The organism is Methylosinus sp. Ce-a6, assembly GCF_009811655.1.
Taxonomy (GTDB): domain Bacteria; phylum Pseudomonadota; class Alphaproteobacteria; order Rhizobiales; family Beijerinckiaceae; genus Methylosinus.
Window position 1 is genome coordinate 158,368 of the sequence record NZ_BGJX01000003.1, and the last position, 25,067, is coordinate 183,434.

The window sequence follows — 25,067 nt, forward strand, 5'->3', positions numbered from 1 at the left end:
CAATTCGTCAGGTCGGAAGACGGCTCGATATCATTGTCTCCTGAGCTCGGACGATAAGAAGTTCATCGTTTTGATGAACTTCCACAAATCGACCTCGTAAGAATGGCGCTGAGTGTTCATGAATCTGTCCTGGCCGATATCCACTTTGACGTTCTGCGCGACGAGTTGTTTCAATCGGTTCCATCCAGCATTGTTTTCAGTGCGCGCGATCAGATACGACGCGGTGAAGCGTCCGATGATATTGCCGAGATTTCCGATCCCCGACGGGGTATTCAAATATCCGACGTAGATCAGATTGTCGTGACGTCGCGATAGAACCTTCAAAAAAGCCGAGCTCAGATCGGCCTTCGCATCGAATAGATCGCTGGACAAGAAAGGCGCGTCTGTGTCGTAGCCCGTCGCCCAGACGATGGCGTCTATCTGCTCTCGACGGCCGTTCACGAATTCGACGTGGCGTCCGTCCAGACGCGCGACATCGGCGACCGGCGTGATCGATCCATGTCCGATGTGATAGAGGATCTGAGAGTTCAGTATCGGATGGGCGGCCTCGATACTATGGTCCGGCTCCGGCAAACCGTAATCTCTGCCGTCGAACCCGGCCACGCGGAAGACCTCGGATACATGCGCCCAATATTCGGTTGAATTCGAGAATTGAGGAGCAATATCCATCAGCCACTCTTGAGTCGGCTTCCCCGCGATGAACTTGGGCATGTAGTGATAGCCCCGTCGCGTCGAATGGAAGGTTTTCGCCGCGACATGAGCCGCGTCGACCGCGATATCGCACCCGGAATTGCCCCCGCCGACGATGAGGACGCGTTTGCCGTCGAGCGTCGCGCTCGAGCGATACTGAGCCGCGTGCAGCGTCTCGCCGTCGAAGCGTCCCGGATAGGCCGGAACGATCGGCTTTCTCAGCAGGCCGGCGCAGACGACCAGCGCATCGTAGAAGGCGCTGCTGTTGTCGCTGAGCGAAAGGCGCCAGCCCGCGCGCTCCGGGCGAGCCGATAAGACACTCGTCTCGAAGCGGATCGATCTGCGAACATCCGCCGCGTCGACGACATTGTTCAGATAGTCGAACATCAGGGAATTGTGCGGGTAGTGCGGAAAATGATCCGGCATCGGAAAGTCGGAAAATTGCGTGTTCTTCTTCGAGCTGATCAAATGCGCGGATTTGTACATCTTGGATGCGGAGCCGTTCGGCTGCCAGTTGCCGCCGATTTCGCGCGTGGCTTCGAGGACGTCGAAATCGAGTCCGTCCTTTCGCAGCGCCTTCGCCACGCCGATCCCACTCGCGCCGGCGCCGATGACCCCAATCCGCATGTCTCGTTCCTCGGTTCGATTGTGATGTCAGCGAGTCGCCAGGAGCATCGCCCTGGCGGCGTCCACGGTGAGGTCGCCCGTGCGCACCTTGGCGAGGATCTTGGCTGGACTGATGGACGCAGGCTCCGCTCGAGCCGGCGCGGGGCCGAACGAGACGATGTCGTCCGAGGAGACTTCCGCCGACTGAGGTTGATTGCCGAGCCAGAAGCGCCGGCGTTGGAACACGTGGCCGGGCAAGGGCGTGCGGCGCCAGCGGCGCGGCGGGCGATCGGCCGCGACGGCGCGTCTATCGGTCACCCACATGATCGCCTGCCGGGTCAATTCGTCATGCGTTTCGGACAGCCGTGGCTCGCTCCCGCCGACGAAGACGGCCTCGCGCGCGAGCGCGCTCTTGTCGGACGCGCTCGTCGGGCTCGCGTCGAGGAAGATCGCGAGCTTGCGCCGAAGGTCGGCGAAATCGGCCGCGACGATCGCGAGTCGGCGTTCGAAGCGGCGCCTTCCGTATCGCAGCGTCGCGGCGACGTCGTGGAGCGAGCGCGCTCGACGGCCGAGCCCCGCGAGGGGAAATGCGCTGTCGAGCTCCCGCTCGATGTGCTCCAGGAAAGCTCGCGCCGTATGCTCGAGCTGGGCGTCGCTGGGCGCGGAGAAGCACAGGCAAGCATGGCCTGCGAGGGACGACGCCGGCGAATCCTCGACCCATTCCTCTATGATGAGATGGGCGTTGGAGCCGCCCGCGCCGAAAGCGCTGATCGCGGCGAGACGCGGCGTCTTTTCCGTCGTCCATTCGGCGAGCTCGCGCTGCACCCGAAACGGCGTGCGGGCGAATTCGATGAAAGGGTTGAGCGTCTCGCTGTGGATCGAGGGCGCGATCTGCCGGCGCTCGAGCTGCAGGAGCACTTTGGTGAGCGCCGCGACGCCGGCGGCCGCCTCGAGGTGACCTATGTTCGACTTCAGAGAGCCGATCGCGCAGACCTCGCCCTCGGCGAATTTCGATCCGATCGCTTTCGTCAGTCCGCGAATCTCGATCGGATCTCCGAGGCTCGTGCCTGTGCCGTGCGCCTCCACATAGGACAGGCGCGACGGATCGACGCCGCTTCGTTCGTAGGCGCGCCGCACCACATCGGCCTGAGCGTCGGGATTCGGCACGGTGTAGCCGGACGTCCGCGCGCCGTGACCGATATCGCCGCCACGGATCACCGCATAGATGTAATCGCCCGCCTCCACGGCGTCGGCGAGCCGCTTCAGGACGACGACGCCGCAACCCTCGCCGGGCACATAGCCGTCGCCGCCCTCGCCGAAGCTGCGGCAGCGACCGTCGCTCGAGGCGAATTTGAGCTCCGAGAGCATGCGGAACTTGTAGGAATGCAGCGATAGATTCACGCCGCCGGCGAGCGCGACGTCGCAACCGCCGCCGCGGAGCATGTCGCAGGCCAGATGGATGGCGGTCAGCGACGACGAGCACATGCTGTCGACGGCGAAGGAGGGGCCGTCGAAATCGAGGCAATATGAAACCCGGTTCGCGATCGAGGCGTAGGAGGAGTTGGAAAGCGCCGCTCCGCCCGCGGCGCCATAGAACTGGTATTCGCCATACATGACGCCGGCGATGACGGCGACGCGTCGCGGAGCGCTGTCGCCGTCCTTGTCCGACAGCGTTTCCGGCGTGTATCCGGCGTCTTCCACCGCATGCCAGGACGTTTGCAGAAAGATGCGCTCCTGCGGGTCCATGCGTTCCGCGTCACGCGGCGAAATGCCGAAAAACAGCGGGTCGAAACATTCGACGTCGTCGATGAAGCTGCCCCAGCGGGCGTAGACGTCTCCTGCCTCGTCGTCGCTGCGCGTGCGCGCCGGCCGTTCGACGATCAGATCGGCTCCGGAGCGGAGATGATCCCAAAACTGAGCGAGGTTCTTGGATTGCGGATAACGACCGGCGAGTCCGACGATAGCGATCGCTTGCGTCGACGTGGCCTCTGGCGCGAAAGACGCTGGGATGGCGAATGTTGCGGATTGCGAATTTTGCGGCTCGCCTGGCCCTGTCTCGACTTGCTCCTGGAAATGCGCGGCGTCGAGGACTGCGACGTCTGCCGACGCCTCCGACATCAAAAGCTGCGCCAACGCCCGCAAGCTTTGCGCTTCGAACAGAGCCGTCACGGGGACACTCGGGAATCGCTCCCTGAGCTTTTCGCTCATCTCGACCACGAGGAGAGAGTCGAGACCGAAATTTCGAAGCGGCGTGTCCGCATCGATCCGCGCCGGCTCGGTTCCCGTGACGCTCGCGAGCAGCTCGACCAAATAAGGCAGGAGAGCGGACGAAGAGTCGGGTGATCGCTCCGCTGTCGCGGCCGCAGCGACGACGCCCGCCTCGAATAGAGCGGCCGCCCGCTCCGGCTCGCCTGCGACGGGAACGAGAGTCGCATGTTCGGTTCGAGTCGCCGCCTCGAACAGGCGCACGCCGTCGGCGGGCTCGAGAAGCGAGAGGCCTTCTTTGCGCAGTCGAGCGACGAAGCGCTCGGGCGCTTGCATTCCGTCCGGAGTGTCCCACAGCGGCCAGGCGATCGAAACGGTGCGGCCAGGCGCCGCGCCGGAGGACGCGAGTCTCCGCCGCTCGGCGGCGAAAGCGTCCAGCCATCCGTTGGCGAGCCCGTAGAGGCTCTGACCGACGTTCCCGCAGACGCCGGCGAGAGCCGAGCTGACGACGAACCAGCGCAACGGGTCATCCCGCGTCAGCGCGTCGAGATGAATCGCTCCCGCGACCTTCGGCTTCACGACATCGTCCCAAAGGGCTTGGCTCTGGCGGGCGAAGAGCGCGTCATGCAACACGCCGGCGCAGTGGAGCACGCCCGTGATCGGACCGAAGCTTTCTCGCACGCTGTCGAGCGTTTCGGCGAGCGCCTCTCGATCGGCGCAGTCGCATCGCCAGTAACCGCAAGACGCGTCTTGCGCCCGCAACCGGTCGAGCGCTTTCTCGACATCGAGAGATTCGTGCGACCGACCGAGCAAGGCCACGCGAACTCCGGGCCGCGCCAAAGCCTTCGCGAGGCGCGCTCCTATGGCGCCCATGCCGCCGACCACGAGCACGACGTCGCCGGCCGTGACGTCGGGAGTCGACGGAACGTCGCGCGAAAACTCTTCGGCGGGCGCATAGCCGAGCGATTGGACGCTTTTTCCGGCGAGGCGCGCCACGCGAACATTCTGCGACGGTTCGCTTTGGAGCTCGCGCGCCGCCGCAACGCCGATGTCGGTCGTCGACGCGTCTGCACTCGCGTGAACGACCGTGCAGGCGAGGTTCGGAAATTCGAGGCATACGGATCGCATCATTGCCGCGACGGCGGCTGCGGCTCTTTCGCAACGGCACGCAAACAGGAGTCTGACACGCCGAGCCGCGACGCACGCCTGCGCCAAGGTCCTTATCGAGGGAATAGCGCGAAAGATCGGCGCCAGGCCGGATTCTCTCCGCCAGGACGCGTCCGCCGGCGCATGGACATCATCGACGTCCGACAGAGCCAAGACGACCGCGTCGGGCAGCGCTCCTTCCGCTCGATACAGTCGCCAGAGATGATCCAAATGGTCGGCCCGCTCCAAATCGAGGTGGACGTCGCCGTCGGACCGGATCTCGAACGACGTGCCGTTCACGACTCGGCGGAGTCTCGCGCCTCCATGCCCCGATCCGATGGCCCGGGCCAGCTCTTCGCTTCCCTCGAGCAGCAAGATGTTCTCGGGCCGCCGGCCGAGGACGCGCTCGACCGGTTCATCGGTCCAGATTGGACGAAAAACATTCGTCCTCGCATTCGTCCGATCCGAGCCGGCAGGACGCGTCGTCGCCGAAAGCTGCCGGAATGCGAGCGCCTCGATCTCGCACAGCAGTCGACTTTCTGGCGAAAAGACTCGGTAATCGAAACTCTGCTCGTCGCCTGCCGAGACACGCGCCACATGTACGAAAAGCCTCGATCCGAGCGCGCCGTAGAATCGGATCGACCGCGCGCGGACAGGAACCATCGCGCCTCGCGGCGCCAGATCCAGTGCGAAGAAAGCGCTCTGGAAGACTCCGTCCAACAAACCGGCGTGGAACGGCGAGCCGCTATCGTCGCCATCGGCGCTGTCCGGCAAAAGGGCCTCCACGAGCGCTTCACCTGCGCCGCGCCAAGCGCGGGAAACGCAACGGAAGCTCTCGCCGAACTCGATGCCGAGGCCGGGCAGAATGCCGTAGAGCTCTCGAGCCGTCGCCGGCCGCTCGCATCGCGCTTTGATTGCGGCGAGCGTGTCCGCGACCGGCGGAGCGTGGCGTCGTCCTCTTTTCGCTCGGGCGATGCAATGCGGCGCCGAGCGCGCCGCGGAGAACACTTCGAGCGCAATGACGTCGTCGTCCGTCGTCGCCGTGACGGATAGAGCGCGAGGCGAATCCGCTCCCCATTGATAGGGCGAGAGCCAGGCGATGTCCCGCAGGTCCAAACCCTGCAGCTCCGCGCCGCCGCTCTCGCGCGATGTCGCGTCCAAAGCTTTCACGCAGAGACCGAGCAGAGCTGTGCCGGACAGCGTTTCGCGTCCGCCGATGCGGTGCTCACGGAGAAAATATTCGGCGCCGCCGAGCTCGATGACCGCCAACGGCTCGCCTGTGCGCTTGGGCCCCGCCTCTTCGTCGGCGCATTTCGACTCGAGATCGGGGAGGGCGTGGCGTTCACGCAAGAAGGGGTAGAGTGGAATGTCGTCCGGTCGGAGCGGATGGCTCCAGAGGCCCCTCCACTGGAGAGCGTCTCCCTTCGCCCAGCGGGCGGCCAGCGCATCCGGGTCTGCGCCCGCGCGAGACGCCGCCGTCTCCGCGCCTGCTTCCGCGGCGCCCCGAGCAGAATCGACGGCTCGACTCGTCGGCTCGTCGACGAAGTCCGCCAGTCGGGCGACGAGATCGTCGACCCTGTCCGCGACGATCGCGAAACGATATCTCAGCGCCGCCCGCCCGCATTGCAACGTGTAGGCGATTCGTTGCAGACGTCGCCGGTCGATCGACTCGTCGGACGCTTCGATCCAGTCGCGCAACCGTCGGGCGACGAGGCGAAGCTGCTCGATGGATTGCGCCGAGATCGGGAAGACGAGCGGTCCTGTAGCCTGCGCGATTCTGCTTTGCTGTGGCGGCTCCTCGACGATGACGTGAGCGCCTGCCCCGCCGGCTCCGAAAGAGCTGATTCCCGCCCGCCGCCGTCCGTCGGATGCGATCGGCCACGAGACGGGCTGCTGCGGCACGAAGAAACGCGAGCCGTCGAGATGAAGGTCGGGATTGAGCGCTCGCGAATGGATCGAGGGCGCGAGCCTGTCGTTCTCGAGCTGCAGCAGCACCTTGAGGACGCTGGCCATGCCCGCCGCCGCTTCCAGGTGGCCGATGTTCGCTTTGAGCGAGCTGACCGCGCATCGGGCGCCGGACTCGCCGCCGAGAGCCTCGACCAGCCCGGCGAATTCGATCGGATCGCCGAGCTTCGTGCCGGTTCCATGCGCCTCGATGGCGCCGATCGCGTCCGGCTGCAGCGACGCCTTGGCCAAGGCTTTGCGGATCAGCTGCGCTTGCGAGCGCGACCCCGGCACGGTGTAGCCGTTCGTCCTCCCGCTGTGATTCGTCGCGCTGCTGCGGATCACGCCGAGAATGCGGTCGTTCTCGCGCAGGGCGTCGTCGAGGCGCCGCAAGACGACGGCGCCGACGCCCTCGCCAGGGACGAAGCCGTCCGCCTCCGCCCCGAAAGCGCTGGTGCGTCCGGTCGGCGACAACATCTGATATTGGCACAAGTGAACATATTTGGCCGGGTGGAGATAGAGATTGACCCCGCCGGCGATCGCCGCGGCGCATTCGCCGGAGGCCACGCTCTCGACGGCGAGATGCAGGGCGACCAGCGACGACGAGCAGGCCGTGTCGACGGCGACGCTCGGCCCAGACAGATCGAGGAAATAGGACACTCTATTCGCGCTGGACCACGGCATCGACGTCGGAACGTCCACCCCGCCCGAGCGCCAATGCGCGGGTCCCTTCAGCTGGTAGGTGTTGGTTGTTAGGCCGACGAAGACGCCGACGTCGAGACCGCCATTGTCATGTTTCAGGCTGTTCCGGCGTTCGCCGACGAGCGCGGCGTTCTCCATCGCATGATATGCGCATTCGAGAAACACCCGCTCTTGCGGGTCCATCAGCCGCGCCTCCCTCGGCGGGATGCCGAAGAATTGGGTGTCGAAAGCGTCGACGTCGGTCAGGAAGGAGCCCCATTTCGCGTAACTCCTCCCCGATTTTCGAGAGTCCGCTCCCTTTTCATAGAAACCGTCGAGACGCCAACGGTCGGCGGGAATTTCCGAGACGAAGTCGACGCCCGCGAGCAAGTTGGCCCAGAACGCGTCCAGATTCGACGCGCCGGGGAAACGTCCGTGCATGCCGACGACCGCGACCACGCCGTCGGTCGAACAGCGGACATCTGCGTGCGGCGCGCTCGCGTCTCTCGGGCGGGCGGCGAAGTCGACGGGGAGTCTCGCGGCGGGAGGGGGCAGTTCGATATCCGGCCAGTCGTCGTCGCCATCGAGCGCGTCGACGATGATCGAGGAGGAACGCTGGAGGATGGTGTGAGGCGCTCCCCGATCGTCGCTCTCCGGCGCGAACCGTTCCGTCGATCCGCCGTTCGAGACGAGCGAGGCGGCCTCCGAAGGATGCCGGCTCAGAAGATAGTCGACGATCTCGCCGATCGTTCGGCAATCGAAGATGAACGAGCGACGCAGTTCTGGAATCGACCGCTCCAGACGCGCGCTGAACGATACGATTGCGAGAGACTCGAGGCCGAGCTCTTCTATTCGTGATGTTTCACGGATTTCGGCCGCGCTCAATCCCGTGATGTCGCAGATCGAGTCTATGACCCACTCGACGACTGAATGTCTTTCGACATCTGCTACTCGATCCCGACCCGCGCTCGACATCCGTGACCTCAGATCTCGTACACAAGAACTTTCGTCGGCCGTTTTTATCCGACGCTCCTCTCGGCGAGGCTGGCGAACTGTCTTTCGAGGATCTTCGGATTGCGCCGCCAGATGGCGGCGACTTGCTTGGCCAATTCGTCGGGCCAAATGTCCTCTTCGCCGCGCTCGACGCATTCGACGACCGTTCGAGCGACGTCCATCGGATCGGCCTTTCGGACGGCGACGCCGTTCGCCATGTCGGTGTCCACGGGGCCGGGATAGACACCGAAAACTCCGATGCCTCTCGGCGCGAGCTCCGCGCGTATCGTCTGCGTCATCGAATGGGCGGCGGCCTTGGACGCGCTATACGCCCCGGCGTCTGGAGAGCTCGCCAGAGCGGAGACCGAGAGAATATTGACGAATGCGCCGCCGCCGTTGCGCTCGATCACTCCAGCGAAGGCGCGCACGACGCTCAGGCAGCCGAAGAAGTTGACGTCCATGTCGCGTCTCAGGGCGGCGTCGGCCGCGTCGAGCAGGCCGCCGCGAGTCATGGAGCCCGCGTTGTTGATGACGATGTTCACATCATGCGCGAAACGCGCCGCGGCGGCGACATTCGCCGTATGCGCGACGTCGAGACGGCACGGTATCACGGCTCCGCCGCTGTCGTCCGCATTCGGGCCGTCGCTTCGCGCCGACGCGTAGATCCGGCGCGCGCCCTTCTCCAACAGACAACGCACGAGCGCTCGACCGAGGCCGCGATTCGCGCCAGTCACGAGAACGACATTGTTCGCGATTCTCATATTAAAATGACGCCTTCGAGACTGTGCTTCTGCAATGCGACGGACGCTACGACGACAATGAAATGCTCGCCAGCGAAACCTCTTGCCATTTCGCGCCACTTGGAGAGAATCGCGCGACACTGAGGAATTGCATGGCTCAAATTGGTTTGACCAAAGCCCGGTCGTTGGGCGCGATCGCAGAGGCTATCGAGCAGTCCGGCGGCTCGACCACTCGAGTTTTCGCGAAGGCCGAGCTGCCGATCGACTTGTTGCAGGAGCCGGACAAGCTCCTCCTCCTGCGCGATCAAGTTCGCCTCTTGGCGTTTGCGGTGGAGGAAATCGGCGATCCGGCGTTGCCGGCCAAATTGTCGAGCAATATCGGCGCGCTCGGGCTCGGTCCGCTCGGCCGCAGAGTCTGCGCCGCCGCGACGCTCGGGGAAGCCATCGCCTGCGCAGAAGCGGAGACCCCGCGATTGCTGCAAACGGCGACATGGACAGGACTGGCGAAAGTCGACCGCGGATCGGCGCTATATGGATATCAGATTACCGAGTCGATCGACATCGGGCGGCAGATCAACGAGGTTCTCGCACTCGGTTACCTCCTCGATGTGGTTCGCTATTTCATGGGGCCGGGCTGGAGGCCGGAGCGGGCGATCGTCACTGGCGCCACCTTGCCGGCTCGCAGCGAGATCGAGGCCGCGTTAGACTGCGAGGTCGCCTTCGGCGGCCCGACCGCCGGATTGATCCTGCCAGCCGACTGTCTGAAGACCGTCAACCCCACGCCCTACCGATTGATCGAAGATCCGGACGCGCGCCCAATGCCGATTTACGGAGACTTCGCAGCCTGCGTGGAGCATCTGCTGCTCCTCGGCATGCATGCGGAGAGACCGTCGATCGCGCGGGTTTCGGGACGCCTGGGGATGTCGCGCCGATCTCTTCAACGGCGACTGACGGAAGAACGCGTGACCTTCGCGGAAATTCAACAGCGTGTGCTTTTAGGAAAAGCGAAAGAAATGCTCGCCGGGTCCGATCTGTCCATCAATCAGATGGCGTTCGAGCTCGGTTATTCCGACCCCGCCCATTTCAGTCGCGCCTTCCAGAACTGGGTCGGGGTGCCGCCGAGCACATGGAGACGCGCGAGAAAAGACCCAGATCCGGCGCGATCGCAATGCGGCTTTCGGCTGCACGACAGCAGCCGGACCTCGAGCCGAAACATGTGCAGCGAAACGAGCGACAATTCCACGTGACGGCGGTTTCGAAACCTCGCGGAAAGCGGCAGTCATTTCGACTGCTCTCCGCTGAATCGCTCGACGATTTGTCGCGCTAGATATTTTTCGCAGCGCCGCCAGGATTCGTCGGCGTCGCCGCGAAACGTGACGTGTCGATCATCGACGAGAAGATTTTTTTCCACATCCACGACTTGCGCTTGCACCCATTGGACGAGCGTGCTCACCTTGTGCACGCCGCCGTAGAGGACGAGCCGCGCGCCGGCTTTTTTCGCCGTCTCGAACAGCGCCTCCGGAGTCATGCTGCGGGCCGAGCAAGGCGAGGGCCCGCAATCGAGCGCCACCACCTCGAGAGCCGCGGCCGAGCCGAGGCTCCGACGCAGCGCGTCGCCGAACGCCCTCAGCCGCGCGTCGTGCTGCGCCCGTTGATCCTGCAGCTCGCCGGAGGTGTCCACGAAGTCGAAATCGAGAACGGCGATCGTCGTCGCCGCGGTTTGACCGAAGGCGGGCGCGATCGTCGCGAAGGCGAACGCCATCGCGGCGACGAATGGCTTCAGTGCACGCAGCATATGTATTCTCCCTCTACGAGCGAGGCCTCGCCTTTGGAAGGCCGGCTGGAGCGCGCCGGCCTCGCCGGCGACTTTCGTATCTGCTCTTCAGCTGTGCTTCTGGCGCTCTATGCATCGTATTGCGCCGTTCGAGCGCTCGCCAGACGAACGACTTGCCATTTCGCGCCAAGCAAGCCGCCTGAACCGAGCCGCCCAGGATTTGCCGGAGGCGAGAGACAGTCACGTCTCTGGGCGGTCGCCTTCGCGCGCCAGATGGCGGAGGCCCGGGCTCTTCGCCGGCGCCCGGCCGGCTGCGCGACGCGCGCGAGGCGCTGCTGCGCCGCCATCCGCAGCTCGCGGCGATTTTCGACGTCGAGCAGGGCAGGGCGTCCAGATTCTGCCGCTCGTCGAGGGGCCGCAGGCGCTGCGCCCTTGGCCTTGGAGCGAGCATCGACTGGAGAGCCTCGGGACGCAGCAGCGCGCGGCGGAACTCGAGAGGATCGAGCTCGAGGAGCTCGCCCGCGCCGTGCTGCTCATTCACGACATGCAGGACTATTTCCTGCATTATGAGAGGCGCAACCTTTCTGGATGGCTGTCTGAATTCACCCGCATTCAGTCGACTTGGCGCCGCCTCGGGAATTATGGATGGCGGCGCATGCGCGCCGAGGCGCATCGGAGCCGCCGCGAGTAGTCATGAAACCGTCTCTTCGTCGGGATAGGGCGAGCTTACACAAATTCGAGTGAATGGAAAGATGCGAAGAAATGTCGATTCGGCGCGCAAAGGCTGGATCGAAGCGTCGAATGTTCGACGGACGGCGATCGTTTCCATCGTGTCGGCGTCGGGTTTCGCGGGGCTCGGCTACGAGATCGTCTGGACCCGCATGCTGAGCCTCGCGCTCGGCACGGAAATAATGGCCGTGCTCGGCGTGATCACGGGGTTTTTCGCGGGCCTCGCGCTCGGCGCCTTCGTTCTCGATCCGCTCATACGATCGGCGCGCTCGCCCTTCCTGGCCTATGCGTTGTTGGAGGCGGCTATCGGGCTCTGGGGCGTCGCGAGCGTCTGGATGCTTCCCGCCGCCGCGCGCGTCGCGCCCGCCATGCTCGGCGTCGAACCGTCGCCGGCGTCGCTCTGGGGCGTCGGCTTCGTTCTGCCCGCGCTGCTCCTCCTCCCCGCGACGGCGGCCATGGGCGGAACGCTGAGCGCATTGGCGCGCATGACCGGCGCCGTCACGGGCGAGTCACGTTTCTGCGCCGGGGTGTATGGCGCCAACACCGCCGGCGCGGTCATCGGCGCGCTCGCTTCGGCCTTTCTTCTGATGCCGTGGTTAGGCCTATCGAAAACGCTTCTCTTCCTCGCCGCGATCAACGCTATATGCGCGCTGAGCGCGCTGGCGGCGCATCGGATGGCGGCGGACCGCTCATCGGCGGCGAAGCCGCCGCCGCCGCGCGCGACGCCGATCGGTCTCGCCGCCGCTCTCTTCGCGACGGGATTCGTCGGCGTCGCCTTCGAGACTCTCATCGTGCGGCTCGCCGCCCAGGCGTTGCAGGATACGGTCTTCACATTCGCCGGTCTGCTCTCGGCCTATCTCCTCGGCTCTGCCGCGGGCGGTCTGCTCTGGCAGACATTCGGACGGAGGGCCGGCGAGTCTGGTCTCGGTTGGCTCCCGGCGGCCGCGGCGCTCGCCTGCCTGTCGACTGCGGCCCTTTCGCCTGTCATCGTCGGCGCAGCGGGAGGCTCGGAGAATGTCGGCGTGATCGGCGAGCTCGCGGTCGCGCTCGCTCTGTTCATCGCTCCGTCAGTCGCCATGGGAGCGCTGTTCGGCCATTTGACTCAGCGCGTGCAAGACGCGCGCGGCTCGATCGGCTGGGCGGTCGGCGTCAACAGTCTCGGAGCGGCGCTCGCGCCGCTCGCCACGTCGCTGATCCTCATTCCGACATTCGGCGTGTGGCCCGCCCTCATCCCGGTCGCGCTCGGCTATCTGCTGCTGCTGCCGCTGCGTCGCGCTTCGCTCGCGCCTTTCGCCGCGCCAGCGGCGTTCGCTGTCGTTCTCTGCGCCCTTCCTTCGCCGTCCTTCGTACGCGCGCCGGCAGGCGGCGCCGTCCTCGCGACGCGTGATGGGCCGATGGTCACCGCGAGCGTCGTCGACGACGCCGCGGGCGTCCGCTATTTGGAGATCAACGGCCACTTCCGCATGGGCGGCACGAGCTCGGCGCGGTCCGATTTTCGGCAGGCGATGCTGCCCCTGCTGCTGCACGCCGCGCCGCGCCGCGCTCTCTTCCTCGGCGTCGGCACGGGCGCGACGCTCGTCGGCGGCGCGATGACGCCCGGCGTCGAAGCGCAGGGCGTCGAGCTTTCGTCCGAGGTCGTCGAGCTTCTGCCCTGGTTCGCGAACGAGGCGCAGCGGGTCGCCACGCCGAAAGTCGCCGTCGCCGACGCGAGGCGCTATGTCGTCGCCGATCGCGCCACATATGACGTCGTCGTCGCCGATCTGTTTCATCCGGCATTGGACGGAAGCGGCGCTCTCTACACCACCGAGCATTTCGCGGCGACGCGCGAGAGGCTCGCGCCGGGCGGTCTATTCTGTCAATGGCTGCCGCTCTATCAGCTCGACCTGCCGTCTCTGCGCGCGATCATTCGCAGCTTTGTCGAAGCCTATCCGCACGCCTCGGCCTGGCTCAATCATTATAGCGTGCGCACGCCGATGCTGGCTCTCGTCGGAAAGCGCGACGAAGGCGCGCTCGATGTCGAGGCGCTGTCCGCGCGATTGGACGATTCCGCTATGGCCGCTGTCGCGCGGCCGCTGGGCTTCGGCGCGCCGATCGATCTCCTCGGACAATATCTCGGCGGTCCGCGCGCGCTCGCGGCCTTTGCCGGCGAAGGCCCGCGCAACACGGACGACGAGCCTTTCGTGATCTTCGACGCGCGCCGCAATGTGCGCGCGCTGACGGCGCCGCCTTGGACGTCGTTGCTCGCCGTCATCCGCGAAATCTCGCCGGATGCGCGCGAGCTTCTGCCCGAGGAAAGAGACGACGGACTGCGCGAGCGCCTCGCCTCCTATTGGCGCGCGCGAAATCATTTTCTCGAAGTCGGCGCGGCTCTGCCCGGCGATCCGCGCGGACGCGCGCTCGTCGACGCCGCGGCGCCGGGACTGCTCGCGACGCTACGGATCAGCCCGGAATTCGAGCCTGCCTATGCGCCGCTGATCGGCATGGCGCGATCGCTGATCGCCGATGACCGCGACGAGGGGACGCATCTGCTGCGTCGCATCGACGCCGCCGCGCCCCAACGCCGCCTCGCGCGCGAGATGCTGGAGCGCGAAGACGAAGCGAGTGGCCAGAGATAGGGCGTCGGTCGCGCTTCTATGGCGAGAATTTGATCCGGTAGCCCCAACAATCGAGGCTGTCGGGAATAGCGTTGAAAGCGACCGTCACTCTCACATCGCCCTCGTTCTTCGGCACCTCGTGGTAGAGATAGCTCGGAAAAAGAATCAAGTCGCCAGGCTCCGCCACGGGAACCACATATTTTCCGGCGTTGAACGGTCCCATCGCCGCAGAGCGCGTATGATGGCGGAAGTTGAACTCGAAACCGCCGGGAGGCCGCACGAAAGCGGTTCGGCTGCCCGGATGCGAAGGCGTCAGATAGAACACGCCCGACGCGAAACTATTGGCGTGCGAATGCAGCGCCTGGCTTCCGCCCGGCTCCAGCACATTCGTCCACATCTCCTTGACGGTCCATTCGAGTTTTTCGCCGAAGAGGAGCATGCCGAAATCGACGAGCTTGGGAGCCGCGGCCTCGGACAGGCGCCGGAACAATTCGTCGCCGCGCGGGTCGGCGACTTGCGTGTGAAAGAGCTGGTCCGAGCGGAGATTTTTCTCGATGCGCGCCGTGCCGATCGCGTCCAGCGCCGCATCGACCAGCGCCGGGCTCAAAATGCCCGGGCACCGCATGAGAGGAATAGGAAAGAGCGGCTCGATCTGATCCATGCTGTCACACTCCTCGCGGCTCGCGCACATGCGCGGCCGACGCCCGCTCCCGGAATGTCAACGCCTCGTTCTTCCGTGCGCGCTTTTCTCGTCGGTCGTCTTGCCGGCGGGCTCGGTCTTCGCCGGCGTCTCGTCCGGTTGCAAGACCTCGATCTTCTCGCCCGGCGTCAGCTCATGGCGCAATTCTCGCACTTCGAGCATCGCGCGCTCCGCCCAATAGAGGCAATCGTCGAACTCGCCATTTCCGGCTTCGACCATGGACTGATGCAGATGTCGTTCGGCGATATAGCGTGACGGATGCTCGGCCGGCAGCGCATTCGCCGAATTCCGAGCCTCGTCCACCGCGGCGACGCAATCCTCTCGCGTCGGCTCGTCTTGCGTGGTCGGCAAGGGGGAGTTGGAAGCGTCCGGCGCCGTCGCGGTCGCCGCTGCAGGAGCCTCGGGCGCGTTCGACGCGGTCGTCGTCGCGGCTTGGCCGCCGTTTGTTTGCGCGCGAAAAGCGAAAACCATGGCGATGACGGCGATGGAGAGGACGACGATCGGGACGAGACGAGGCATGGAACGGACGGTCCGGAAAAATAGGAAAACCGGCGGCGTAAGATCGCCGCCGGCGCTAGAGCGCATTCGGGCAAATCAGGTCCGAATGCGCTCCAGACCGATTTGAATTCGCATGTTCTTTTCCGAAAGCGGCTTCGCGCTTTTCGGGAACATGCTCTAGGATTGGTGACGGAGCTACGCGCTCGTTTTCTCAGCGGGAGTGATGATGCTCGTGCTCGTGCTCGTGCTCGTGCTCGTGTTCGTGATTCTGACCGTGTTCCGCCAGCCGATGAGCGAGCTTCGCATTTTTTTCGACGAGAAGCTCCGACGAGCCGACTGGGCGGAAGAAGATCGGGTTCGCATAGAACCAGAGATTCGACCACGCCTGGACGTCGTGGGTCACTTTCTTCACGCCGCCGACCGACTCGAGATGCGCCGGGCATGAGCTGTCCGTGCAGCTCACCGCCGCATTATTGGAGTCGAGCAGAGGATTGCCGGCGCTGTCGGTCACATTGGGCGTCGCGACCGGAATATTGGTGCCGCGCGCGCGAATATAGCCGGGCTCGGAACCCATGGTGAAGCTGGTGACGAAAGACAGGCGGGTCGAGCCGTCGTGCTGCTTCCTGGCCTTCATCGCCTGCCAATTGACCTGCTTGGCGATCGCCGCGAAGGGATTGTAGACGATCGAGGCGCCGGCGACGCCCGCGGCGTTGGCCACCGCATAATTGGGCGAATCCGGTGAAACGACGCCCGTGACCTTGCCGGTGATGAGATCGATGTGATCGAGCGACGGCTTGTCGAGCGGCTGGCTCTGGCCGATTTGCGCGAGCAGCGGATTGTTGAAGCTGAAGGGGCTGTTGTTCTTCGCCGGCACGGTCATCTCGACGTGCAGCGTGATCGTCTCGCCCGGCTGCGCGACGAGCGTCTCGCCCATCGTCTTCCACTCGCCATGCGCGCTGGCGCGAAACACGAAATCCGGGCCGATGAGATCGCCATTCACCGAATAGCTGTCGCCAGAGCGCATTCCGTCGATGATCGACTGATTGTGGAAGCCCTCGCCGCGCGGAACATAGAGCTTGGTATATTCGCCCGGGATGAAATCCGCCGTGGTGTAGCGGTCGCGCGCGCCGAAAGCGCCGCGGTTATGCCAGTCCGAGCTGATGAACATGAAGAAGTTGCGGCCTTCGGCGAGCAAACCGTCCCAGAGTCCGCCGACCTTCGCGTTGTAGACGCCGACCATGCCGTAGGTGCCGCCGCCGACCGCGCCGGAGCCATAGGAGCCGGAGCCGCCTGTCAATCCGCCTTCGGCCATATGGCCGGGCGATTCGATGCCGAAAGCGACCGTCGGCGCCGCATTGTTGAAGTCGCGGAAGTGCTCGATATTATAGCCCTTGCTGCTCGACGCCGAGAACGGCCCCTGGCGCTCGGTGTGCGTCGGGATCGCATAGGACTGCAACGGATAATTCGCCTGCAGCCATTTGACGCCTTCGAGCGCCTTTCCATGGCCGGCGGTTCCCGCATTGTTGACATTGTCCTTGCCCGGCCACAGCGGATTATTGCCGGAATCGACCGGCCCGATGCTGTCCGTGTCGGCGCGATCGAAACGGAATTCGAACTCCGCCATCTTGTCGGCGTTGCCGCCATGGCGCGGATGCTGCCCGGCGATCACCGCGACATCCGTGTGCTCATGGCCGGGGACGATCCATTCGAGGCCTTCCACCAGCACTTTGTCATATTGCGCCGAGCGATTGACGATGATCGGATATTCGACTTCCCCGATTGATTGCCAGCGCCACATCTGAGCGGCGGCGCCCGTCCCCTTCGGATCGCCTTTGAGGCTCGTGATGGTGATGCCCTGAATCGTCTGGCCGAGCGTCTGCGACCAGGCGGTCGTCGTATCGCCCGGAAGATTGGCGCTCGTGTCGCTGAAGCGGCAGTCGCGATTGCCGGAGCCGCCATGATTGCCGAGCGTGAACCAATCGAGGTCGAAATTCGTTCCGCCGGCGGCGGCCGTTCCCTTGCCGACCGAGCGGTCGATCGCGTAGCCCGCGGAGACCGAGCCGTCGGTGCAGGTGTTGTGATTGTGCATGTCGCCGGCGACATAAGGGTTCGACGCCTTGTCGCCGAATCCGGTGGCGGTCGCCGAGCCGCCGAAAGCGAGCGAAACCGACGCGGCTGTCAATATAATTGCTGATTTCGAACGGTGCATGAAGGCCCCCCAGGATTCTTCTGCGACCCCCGCCCCGTGGGGGTATCGGCGGCGGTATATGAAGCAGAGCCGAAGACAGTAGTGTGACCCTTTTTTTACAGGAAATGGCTTTTTTGCTCAGTTTCGACTGTGTTTTTTTGCTTGCGCGCGGGTGACAAAGCTCACGCGGCGATGCATAAAGCCGCCGCTATGGCGATACGAGAATTGCATGGCGCCCAAAGTGAAGACTCTTTCATTCTCTCTTCTGCAGCGTCTCATGGCCGGGGACGACGACGGCTCGAAAGTCGCTGCGAGCGACGCGGCCGGCGGCGCTTCGCGATCGAGGGATAGTGCGGCGACGGGATTTCTTCGCGAGCCTCTCGTCCAATTCGCGGCGATCGGCGCTCTCGTCTTTGCGGCCGACGCCATGTCGCGTCCTGCTGCGAAGGACGAGCGCGTGATCACTGTCGGCAAGGCGCTGCGCCAGTCCTTTATCGACAATTTCGACGAGGACAAGGCGCGCACGCCGTCAAACGCCGAACTGCAGAAGATGATCGACAGCTGGGTCGCGAGCGAGATTCTCTATCGGGAGGGCAAAGCGCTCGGAGTCGACCGCGGCGACGACATGATTCGCGACCGCATCGCCTATAAGCTGCAATTGCTGATCTTCGATCAAATTCGTCTGCCCCAAGCGACCGACGAGCGGCTGCGAGCGTGGTTCGAAGAAAATCGCGCGCGCTTCGACGAGCCGGAGCGCGTCGGCTTCTATCTCACGCCTCCGACGACCGAGGCGCAGGCGCGGCGCTGGCTCGACGACATCGGCTCCGGGCGCGACTCGGAAGAGCTCCGCGACAAGACGCGCGCGATCCTCGCGCGGCCCATCGACAGTCTCGCCCCCGCATTCGGGGAAAAGTTTCGCGACGCGCTGCTCGAGCTGCCGCAGGGAACATGGGCGAAGCTCGAATCCAAGGAGGGTTGGCACGTCGTCCGCCTCGATTCGCGCCGGCCAGGCGAGCCCGCGGTCTTCGAAAATTTTCGCGACGAGGTTCTGCGGCTCTGGCGCGCCGACGAGACGCGCGCGCGGGCATGGGAGGCCGTGAATCGGCTGAAAGCATCCTATACGGTTCGGATCGAGCCGTGAGACCGTCATTGCGAATTCTCGCGGCCTGGACGATCGTCTCGGCGTTTTTCGCTCCGATCGCGGTCCATGCGCACGAATCGTCGCTCGGCGCGCTGGAGCTGCGCGAGGTGCGACATGGCGCCTATGTGGCCCGTTGGACCATAGAACCGACGATCGGCGCCGCGCGCGTCGATCTGCGCATGCCGCCGCATTGCTTCTTCCGCCTGCCCGAGCTCGACTGCGGCGAAAAGGGCCTCGTCGGCGCGCTGACGATCGGCAATCTCGGTTCGCGCATGTCGGCGGCGTTGATCAAGATCATTCCGATGGAAGGCGAGGCGCGCAGCTACACGATCACGACCGCCAATCCCACCGTCTCGATTCTCGGGCCGGGAGCGCCTTCGCTGCAGAGCTGGATCGAGCTCGGCGCGACCTATCTGAATTACGGCGTCGACCACATACTTCTCGGCGCCGATCATCTGCTGTTCGTCTTCGGACTGATCTGGATCGTCGGCGTCGGGCGTCGGCTCATCGGGACGATCACCGCTTTCACGATCGGGCACAGCGCGTCGCTGGCCGCCGCGGCCTTCGGACTTGTCGGCGTGCCGGAGCGGCCGCTCAACGCCTGCATCGCGCTCAGCATCGTCTTCGTCGGCGTCGAGATCGTGAAGAAGCGGCGTGGAGAAGCCGGCCTCACGGCCCGCTACCCCTCGGCCGTCGCGGGCGCGTTCGGTCTCGTGCATGGCGTCGGCTTCGCGAGCGCGCTCGCCGGGCTCGGGATCGAGAGCCGGCTGCTGCCGGCGGCGCTCGCCTTCTTCAATCTCGGCGTCGAAATCGGTCAGCTCGCTTTCGTCCTTCTCACCCTTTCGCTGCTCTGGGCGCATCGCCGCCTCGGCGCCGTTCTCACCGGATGGGGCGGGCTGGTCCCGGCCTATGCGATCGGCTCGGTGGCGATGTTCTGGTTCATCGGCCGGCTGCTCCGGGTTCTCGAGCTCGATTGAGGGCGCAGAAATCATGTCGTTCATCCGTCGATCCTTCCTCCTCGCGGCGATCGCGAGCGTCGCGCTCGCCTCGCCCGCAATCGCCCATGAGCAGGCCGGCGTCGCCGCAGGCTTGGCGAGCGGCGTCCTTCATCCGCTGAGCGGGCCGGATCATTTGATCGCCATGGTCGCCGTCGGGCTCTGGGGCGCGCAGCTCGGCGCGCCGGCGATCTTTCTATTGCCGATCACCTTTCCATTGGTCATGGCGATCGGCGGCGTTCTCGGCGTGCTGCGCATTCCCTTGCCCGCGCCCGAAGCGATGATCGCTCTGTCGGGTGTCTTGCTCGGCGTCGCCGTCGCGATGCGCCTGCGCGCGCCCTTCGCCGCCGCGGCGGCTCTCGTCGGATTATTCGCGGTCTTTCACGGTCACGCGCATGGCGCGGAGCTTCCCGACGCCTCCGATCCTCTGGCCTATGGCGCCGGCTTCGTCACCGCGACCGGCCTTCTTCACGGATGCGGCGTCGCGCTCGGCGCATTGTCGCGATGGCCTGTCGGCGAACGCCTGATTCAGGGGCTCGGCGCAGCGATCGCGCTGCTCGGCGGCTACTTTCTGGCGACCGGCCTCGGCGTCGCGATATGAGACATGGGTCGGCGATGAAACATTGGCCGAGATCGACATCCGCCGGCGCGCTCGCGCTGATCGCCTCGGCGACATCGGCGAATGCTCATATCATCGGCGCGAGGCTCGGCGATTTCTACGCCGGAGCCGCGCATCCGCTGACCGATCTCGCGGACCTTATTCTCTGGTTCGCGCTGGCCCTCCTCGCCGGATCGCTCGGTCCCTCGGCGGCCAGACCGATCCTCTTGTTCTTCCCCCTCGGCCTCCTGGCGGGATCGAGCGTCGGGGCCGAGGTGGTTTTCGCACCGGCCGGCGGACTCGCCGCCTCGGGAATGCTCGTGCTGCTCGGACTGCTGCTGGCCGCCGGATTGCGTATCCATCGCAATCTGCTGTGCGTCATCGCCTTCGGCGCGGCGGCGATGCGCGGCGCGTCCAACGCCGGCGGAATGGGACCGGAGACAAATCGCTTGCTGTTCGCGCTCGGGATCGCGATCGCCGGATATGTCGCAATCGCGCTCGTGGCGGCGGCGACGGTCGCTTTTCGGGGAGAGGAGACAGTCTCGCGAGGCTGGCGGCGCATCGCCATTCGCGCGCTCGGCAGTTGGATCGCCGCGATCGGCCTCATGATGGGCGGCTTGGCTCTCGCGTCCTGAGCGGAGAAGGCTCTGTGACCAGCGGGGCGGTGGCCGAGGGCCGGCTGCGTGGCGGTTCGGGAGCGCCGGTCACGAAGCGCTCTTTATTCGCGCGCAGGAATGAAACGATCGCTCGTGAGCGAGGAAGTCATGAGGATTTCCGAAACTCAGGATCGATGCGCAAAGTCCCGGCGGCGCCGGCTTGGCGGCGGACGCGTGACCGCGGTCGACACCGGCGCTCCGGAAGGTGATATGGGGTGGAAGGGCCGCCCACAGCTTCATGCCCGCCGCCAGTCCGAAAGCGTTGACGGACATCAGCCGGACCGTTCGGCGATGGGCGCTTCATCATCGCAGCGACAAGTCCCTGCAAGAGCTGGCCGAGAAGCACAACCCCTGCATTCGCGGCTGGATCAGCTACTACAGCCACTTCTACGAGACGCGATTGGGTCCGACCCTGACGAGGATCGAGGCTTATGTCATTCGATGGGCGCGCCGTAAGTTCAAGCGGATGCGCCATCAGACCAAGGGGGCGCGAGATTGGTTCGACCGGCTACGTCGGGCGAACCCCCGAACTCTTCGCCCACTGGCCTCTATGTCATGGCGACGGCCGAACATCGGGAGCCGTGTGAGTCGAGAGGTTCATGCACGATTCTGGGAACGCCCGGGGGTGAAAAATTCCTCTGGGCGACTCGACAGAGTTTCACGTTCGCGAATGGCGAGGTCGCGCCGTTGCGGACCTTGCGTCGCGGTCTCCGTCGCTCGCACGGCGATCGGGAAAGCGCTGGTTTCCGGCGCGGAGGAGGGATGGGTAACGGTCGATTTGGATCGGCGGGAGGCGCGCGCCGAGGACCTGCTGTCGGACCGCAACGGGGATGCGGCGGATCAGATCGTCGATGTGCTCGGCGCGCTCAGGGCGGCCCCGAAAAAAGCCGTCGCCGCCGTGGTCGCCGAGCCGGACGAAGAGGATGACGAACCCGCGAGAATTCTCGCCAGCGATCCGTTCAGCAAGGAGCCGACCGATCGTGTCGAGAGAAGTCTCGCGACCAGAAATCCGTCGCCTCCGCATCCGCATGCGTTCCGCCGTCCCGGGTACGGTGGAGCGGTAGCGCGCCTTTGTTTGGAGGGGTGAAATTCGGCGTCGAGCGGAGCTCAGGCCGCGCTGCGCTCATCCACGCGTCGGAGAATGTCGACGAGGCGCAGAACGTCGGCCGTCTCGAAAACGCCTTCGACTCCTTTGGTGTCGAAGTCGGTGAAAGGGGTCTCGTAGAGGAGCGCGGGGTCCATCGCGCCGCGCTCGGTGAGGTGATCGATCACGAGATTGAGAAACTCGTGCTGGTCCGCGGTCAGTCGCCGTCCATCCTCGAATTCCGAGAAGAGCTTTTTCGCCGCCTCGCGGTCCAGGCCGACCAGCGAGCGAACGAAGCGTGCGAGGCCACCTTTCGACTGGATGAGCCCGAGGGAGGCGTCATCTGTTCCGGACTCCCGGAAGATGCGCTCGAGCTCGGCGAGATCGGTCGCGGTCAAAGGTTCGGCGCGTCTGAGCTTGAGAACGGCGATATGGTTCTCGTGCGGGCGCAGGAAGACGCGCGCCTTGCGGCGAAAGGCGTCCATATCCGTGCCCACCGGCAGGCCGCGAATCGCCACCTCGCCGCCGCCGCCGCCGCGATCTTCGAAATCGGAATAGACGATCGGCCGCTTCTCGCGCTCTATGAGCTTGACGAGCGCGCACAATCGCCGCCGTGGCCTCTCGAGCATGGGCAGCGTGACATCCTGCCAGAAGGCGTCGGTCTGGACCTCTTCGATCAGCGCGATCTCCGCCGAGACCATCGGCACATTGGCGAGCGCTTCGAGGAGCGAGGCGATCTCCCGAATGCGCGTGGCGAGTCCCACGAAAGAGGGCTCCACGCGCAACAGGGCGAGCTCGGTTCGGAACAGAAGGAGATCGAACTGCTTCGCCGCGAGATCGTCGTCGCCGACGGACGAGGGAAGGCCGGCGACATGCTCGATCAATTCGGCGCGCGCGTCGGCGTCGAGCCGCGCCCAGGCGGCGCTCGATGAAAACCTCTCGACGGAGCGGCGATGCGGGCGGACGAGGAAATTGTCGAGGCTCATGCCCTCGACCTCCGACCGCAGCGCGCCGGCGAGCGATGCGCGGATCTCGGCGACGGCGGCGTCGCGATCGGCGTCCGACCCGCTCTCGCCGACATGCAGCATCGCCAGCGGCAGTTGCGTATAGTCGCCGGCCGGCGTCTCCGGCTGGGAGCGGTCGATTTCGCCGATCAGCTCCACGCGCGCGGCAAACAGGCGCTTGCCCAGCGAGTCGCCCGCCTTGCCGTCCGCGACATTCGGAGGGAGGCGTGGGCAAAGATGTCGGGAAATTCGGCTTGGAGGAATGAAAATTGGGACATGGCGGGTCAATTCGACGATAGAGCAAGGCCAAAGTCCAGCCCCCGCCATCTATAACGCGGGCCGATCGGGCGCGCATTCCTTCTCCCACTCGTGCCACTCGTGCCACTCGTGGGAGAAGGTGGCCCGACGAAGTCGGGTCGGATGAGGGTTCTCGTGGCTACAACGCGTTGAAAATTCGCCTTTTCTATGCGGACCCTCATCCGACCTCGCTTCGCGAGGCCACATTCTCCCGCGAGCGGGAGAAGGAGTTGCGCGGCGAGGATTCGCCTTTGGGGGCGGGGAGGTCGCCGCGGAAGGCGCGATGTTGCAGCGAGGCGAACAGAGCGTCGAGCCGCGCGAGATGGGCGCGGTGATGGGCTTTGAGCTTGTCGACTCGGCGCTCTGTTCGACGAAGCGGTATTGAACATCGAGCGGCGGGACAAGAAGCGGAAATGCCCGAAGCTGAGTCATGTTGATGGACGCGATTCCCGTCGTCTGCTTTGCTGCGTTCAAGAAATAGCGCTTACCTCTATCACTTCCGATAAGCCAATTCAGAAAAGCAGGCAGAACCTCCTTGGATTCGATTCGGACGCGAAACACATGATTTTGGTGGATACATTCTTCGAGAAATGTCTCATTCCATAACGAACCACGTCCTAATTTGTCGGGGTCTCCTCCTTCCGTGAGCAAGAGGTCGTCTGATTTGAGGCGAAGGCGGCGAATTTCCTCCTCGGTCGCGTCGATGTATTTCACGTTTTTTAAAGTGATCGCGCCATCTTGCACATTGGCGACAGCCAAGTAAGGCACAGAGCGAACAGCAGCGCCGTTCAACTTGCGGCCCTTCGTCACCCCAGATGCGATTTCTGAAACCTCACCAAGAGTAAGATCAGAGCGCCATTCCTTTGGGTTTACTAGCGGGTCCCCGAACAACGCGTAAGCGTTGGATCGCGACAAATCGACTATCCGCCCCAACGCCTCCCGCCGTTTGCGCCGCAGGTCGTCGGCCTGATCGAGGATCGCCGCGATCCGCCGCTGTTCGTCGAGGGGCGGGACAGGAACCTCAAAAGTCTCCAATATTTTGGGACTGAGCCGCGGCAAATTGGCGCCTGTCGCAAGCGATGTCGCATTGGCGATGACCGCGTCCGTGCGGAGGAAGTGGAATAGGTAGCCTCTATCTATGTTTGAACCGACCCGAATCGGAACGATGTCGGTGCTGCAAACTCCACCGAAACTCGGTCGCGCGATCTTTCTTAAGTAAGGGCGTAGTTTTCCGAACAATATATCCGCATTCGTAAAAGCGAACTTTGTGCTTGCAATTTCCCCGCCTTCCAATTCGATTGCGCTTATGGAACCACAGCTGCTTACGTGCTCCAGTCCGACATATTTCGTTCCGGTCGCCAGACCTTTGGGGTCGACACCATCGCGCTCGATGCGGGCTATGTCTTTGAGCTTCGCAATCGGCCATCTCACCCCACCATCTCCTCGAGCCGCGTCATCTCCTCCGCGATCTCCGCCTCGAGCCGCCGCAGATCGGCGAGGATCGCCGCCGGACTCTCGTGCTCGATCTCCTCATGCTCCACTTCCCGATAGCGATTGAGCGAGAGGTCATAGCCCGCCGCCGCAATATCCCCCTTGGGCCGGATCGTAGCCGACAACCGCATTGGATAGGCCAGTCTCTTGCTGGCGCGCCATATTGCGTCCGAGCGTCGTGTTGCGGTTCTATGCCGAACCTCGGCGCTGAAACGGGATTGCTTTCGGACCTGCCTGACTCGGAGCCGACGCGGCGGGCCAGTTCGCATTCGTTCTTGCGAGACTTCGCGCAGCGTTCTGCGTGGCATTTCGT

At 64.6% G+C, this 25,067-nt stretch carries 18 protein-coding genes; 8 read left to right on the forward strand and 10 right to left on the reverse strand.

Annotation, left to right across the window (positions count from 1 at the left end; genetic code table 11):
* Positions 1 to 30 precede the first annotated feature (30 nt).
* The 3 genes from Mspo_RS03410 to Mspo_RS03420 are packed head-to-tail and all read right to left on the reverse strand — an operon-like array spanning position 31 to position 9,026.
* Positions 31 to 1,317 carry an NAD(P)/FAD-dependent oxidoreductase gene (locus Mspo_RS03410; RefSeq protein ID WP_159726839.1) on the reverse strand — a complete coding sequence of 429 codons (1,287 nt, stop codon included), beginning with the start codon at positions 1,315 to 1,317 and terminating at the stop codon, positions 31 to 33.
* 27 nt (positions 1,318 to 1,344) lie between these two features.
* On the reverse strand, positions 1,345 to 8,247 hold the full coding sequence (locus tag Mspo_RS03415; RefSeq protein WP_159726841.1) for an SDR family NAD(P)-dependent oxidoreductase: 6,903 nt from the start codon (positions 8,245 to 8,247) through the stop codon (positions 1,345 to 1,347).
* A gap of 44 nt (positions 8,248 to 8,291) precedes the next feature.
* On the reverse strand, positions 8,292 to 9,026 hold the full coding sequence (locus Mspo_RS03420; protein WP_159726843.1) for an SDR family oxidoreductase: 735 nt from the start codon (positions 9,024 to 9,026) through the stop codon (positions 8,292 to 8,294).
* Positions 9,027 to 9,088: 62 nt separating this feature from the next.
* On the opposite strand from Mspo_RS03420, the gene Mspo_RS03425 reads away from it, so the two are divergent.
* Positions 9,089 to 10,252, forward strand: a complete 1,164-nt coding sequence (locus tag Mspo_RS03425; protein ID WP_244613096.1) for an AraC family transcriptional regulator — start codon at positions 9,089 to 9,091, stop codon at positions 10,250 to 10,252.
* A 32-nt stretch (positions 10,253 to 10,284) separates the two neighbouring features.
* Here the strand turns inward: Mspo_RS03425 and Mspo_RS03430 are convergent, their stop codons facing one another.
* Positions 10,285 to 10,800 (reverse strand): DUF2380 domain-containing protein, encoded by a 516-nt coding sequence (locus Mspo_RS03430; RefSeq protein WP_159726845.1) that lies wholly within the window; start codon positions 10,798 to 10,800, stop codon positions 10,285 to 10,287.
* 199 nt (positions 10,801 to 10,999) lie between these two features.
* Between Mspo_RS03430 and Mspo_RS03435 the strand changes: the two genes are divergently transcribed.
* Both Mspo_RS03435 and Mspo_RS03440 read left to right on the forward strand, forming a co-directional pair.
* On the forward strand, positions 11,000 to 11,470 hold the full coding sequence (locus tag Mspo_RS03435; protein WP_159726847.1) for a hypothetical protein: 471 nt from the start codon (positions 11,000 to 11,002) through the stop codon (positions 11,468 to 11,470).
* A gap of 61 nt (positions 11,471 to 11,531) precedes the next feature.
* Complete coding sequence (locus Mspo_RS03440; RefSeq protein WP_159726849.1) at positions 11,532 to 14,123, forward strand: spermidine synthase; 2,592 nt, start codon at positions 11,532 to 11,534, stop codon at positions 14,121 to 14,123.
* A 16-nt stretch (positions 14,124 to 14,139) separates the two neighbouring features.
* Here the strand turns inward: Mspo_RS03440 and Mspo_RS03445 are convergent, their stop codons facing one another.
* From Mspo_RS03445 to Mspo_RS03455, 3 genes are all read right to left on the reverse strand, one after another.
* On the reverse strand, positions 14,140 to 14,763 hold the full coding sequence (locus tag Mspo_RS03445; protein WP_159726851.1) for a putative 2OG-Fe(II) oxygenase: 624 nt from the start codon (positions 14,761 to 14,763) through the stop codon (positions 14,140 to 14,142).
* A 57-nt stretch (positions 14,764 to 14,820) separates the two neighbouring features.
* Complete coding sequence (locus tag Mspo_RS03450) at positions 14,821 to 15,321, reverse strand: hypothetical protein (RefSeq protein WP_244613098.1); 501 nt, start codon at positions 15,319 to 15,321, stop codon at positions 14,821 to 14,823.
* 190 nt (positions 15,322 to 15,511) lie between these two features.
* The gene (locus Mspo_RS03455) at positions 15,512 to 17,509 is read right to left on the reverse strand and encodes a hypothetical protein (RefSeq protein ID WP_159726853.1); all 1,998 of its coding nucleotides are present in this window, start codon (positions 17,507 to 17,509) and stop codon (positions 15,512 to 15,514) included.
* 220 nt (positions 17,510 to 17,729) lie between these two features.
* On the opposite strand from Mspo_RS03455, the gene Mspo_RS03460 reads away from it, so the two are divergent.
* The 5 genes from Mspo_RS03460 to Mspo_RS19810 all read left to right on the forward strand — a co-directional run bounded on the left by Mspo_RS03460 (position 17,730) and on the right by Mspo_RS19810 (position 21,965).
* Positions 17,730 to 18,629: a peptidyl-prolyl cis-trans isomerase gene (locus tag Mspo_RS03460; RefSeq protein WP_244613100.1), complete on the forward strand. Its 900-nt coding sequence runs from the start codon at positions 17,730 to 17,732 to the stop codon at positions 18,627 to 18,629.
* Positions 18,630 to 18,637: 8 nt separating this feature from the next.
* Positions 18,638 to 19,606 carry a HupE/UreJ family protein gene (locus Mspo_RS03465; protein ID WP_244613114.1) on the forward strand — a complete coding sequence of 323 codons (969 nt, stop codon included), beginning with the start codon at positions 18,638 to 18,640 and terminating at the stop codon, positions 19,604 to 19,606.
* Positions 19,607 to 19,619: 13 nt separating this feature from the next.
* Positions 19,620 to 20,225 (forward strand): HupE/UreJ family protein, encoded by a 606-nt coding sequence (locus tag Mspo_RS03470; protein ID WP_159726857.1) that lies wholly within the window; start codon positions 19,620 to 19,622, stop codon positions 20,223 to 20,225.
* Between the two features lie 14 nt (positions 20,226 to 20,239).
* Entirely contained in the window at positions 20,240 to 20,857 is a 618-nt protein-coding gene (locus tag Mspo_RS03475; protein ID WP_159726858.1) for a HupE/UreJ family protein, read from the forward strand.
* A gap of 259 nt (positions 20,858 to 21,116) precedes the next feature.
* A complete protein-coding gene (locus tag Mspo_RS19810; RefSeq protein ID WP_244613102.1) occupies positions 21,117 to 21,965 on the forward strand; it encodes a group II intron maturase-specific domain-containing protein in 849 nt (282 codons plus the stop codon).
* Positions 21,966 to 21,985: 20 nt separating this feature from the next.
* Here the strand turns inward: Mspo_RS19810 and Mspo_RS03490 are convergent, their stop codons facing one another.
* The 3 genes from Mspo_RS03490 to Mspo_RS03500 form a co-directional block, all read right to left on the reverse strand.
* Complete coding sequence (locus Mspo_RS03490; RefSeq protein ID WP_244613103.1) at positions 21,986 to 23,125, reverse strand: type I restriction-modification enzyme R subunit C-terminal domain-containing protein; 1,140 nt, start codon at positions 23,123 to 23,125, stop codon at positions 21,986 to 21,988.
* Positions 23,126 to 23,293: 168 nt separating this feature from the next.
* Complete coding sequence (locus tag Mspo_RS03495; protein WP_159726862.1) at positions 23,294 to 24,694, reverse strand: restriction endonuclease subunit S; 1,401 nt, start codon at positions 24,692 to 24,694, stop codon at positions 23,294 to 23,296.
* On the reverse strand, positions 24,691 to 24,885 hold the full coding sequence (locus tag Mspo_RS03500) for a hypothetical protein (RefSeq protein ID WP_244613105.1): 195 nt from the start codon (positions 24,883 to 24,885) through the stop codon (positions 24,691 to 24,693). Before Mspo_RS03500 ends, Mspo_RS03495 begins: the two co-directional genes overlap by 4 nt.
* Between the last annotated feature and the right edge of the window lie 182 nt (positions 24,886 to 25,067).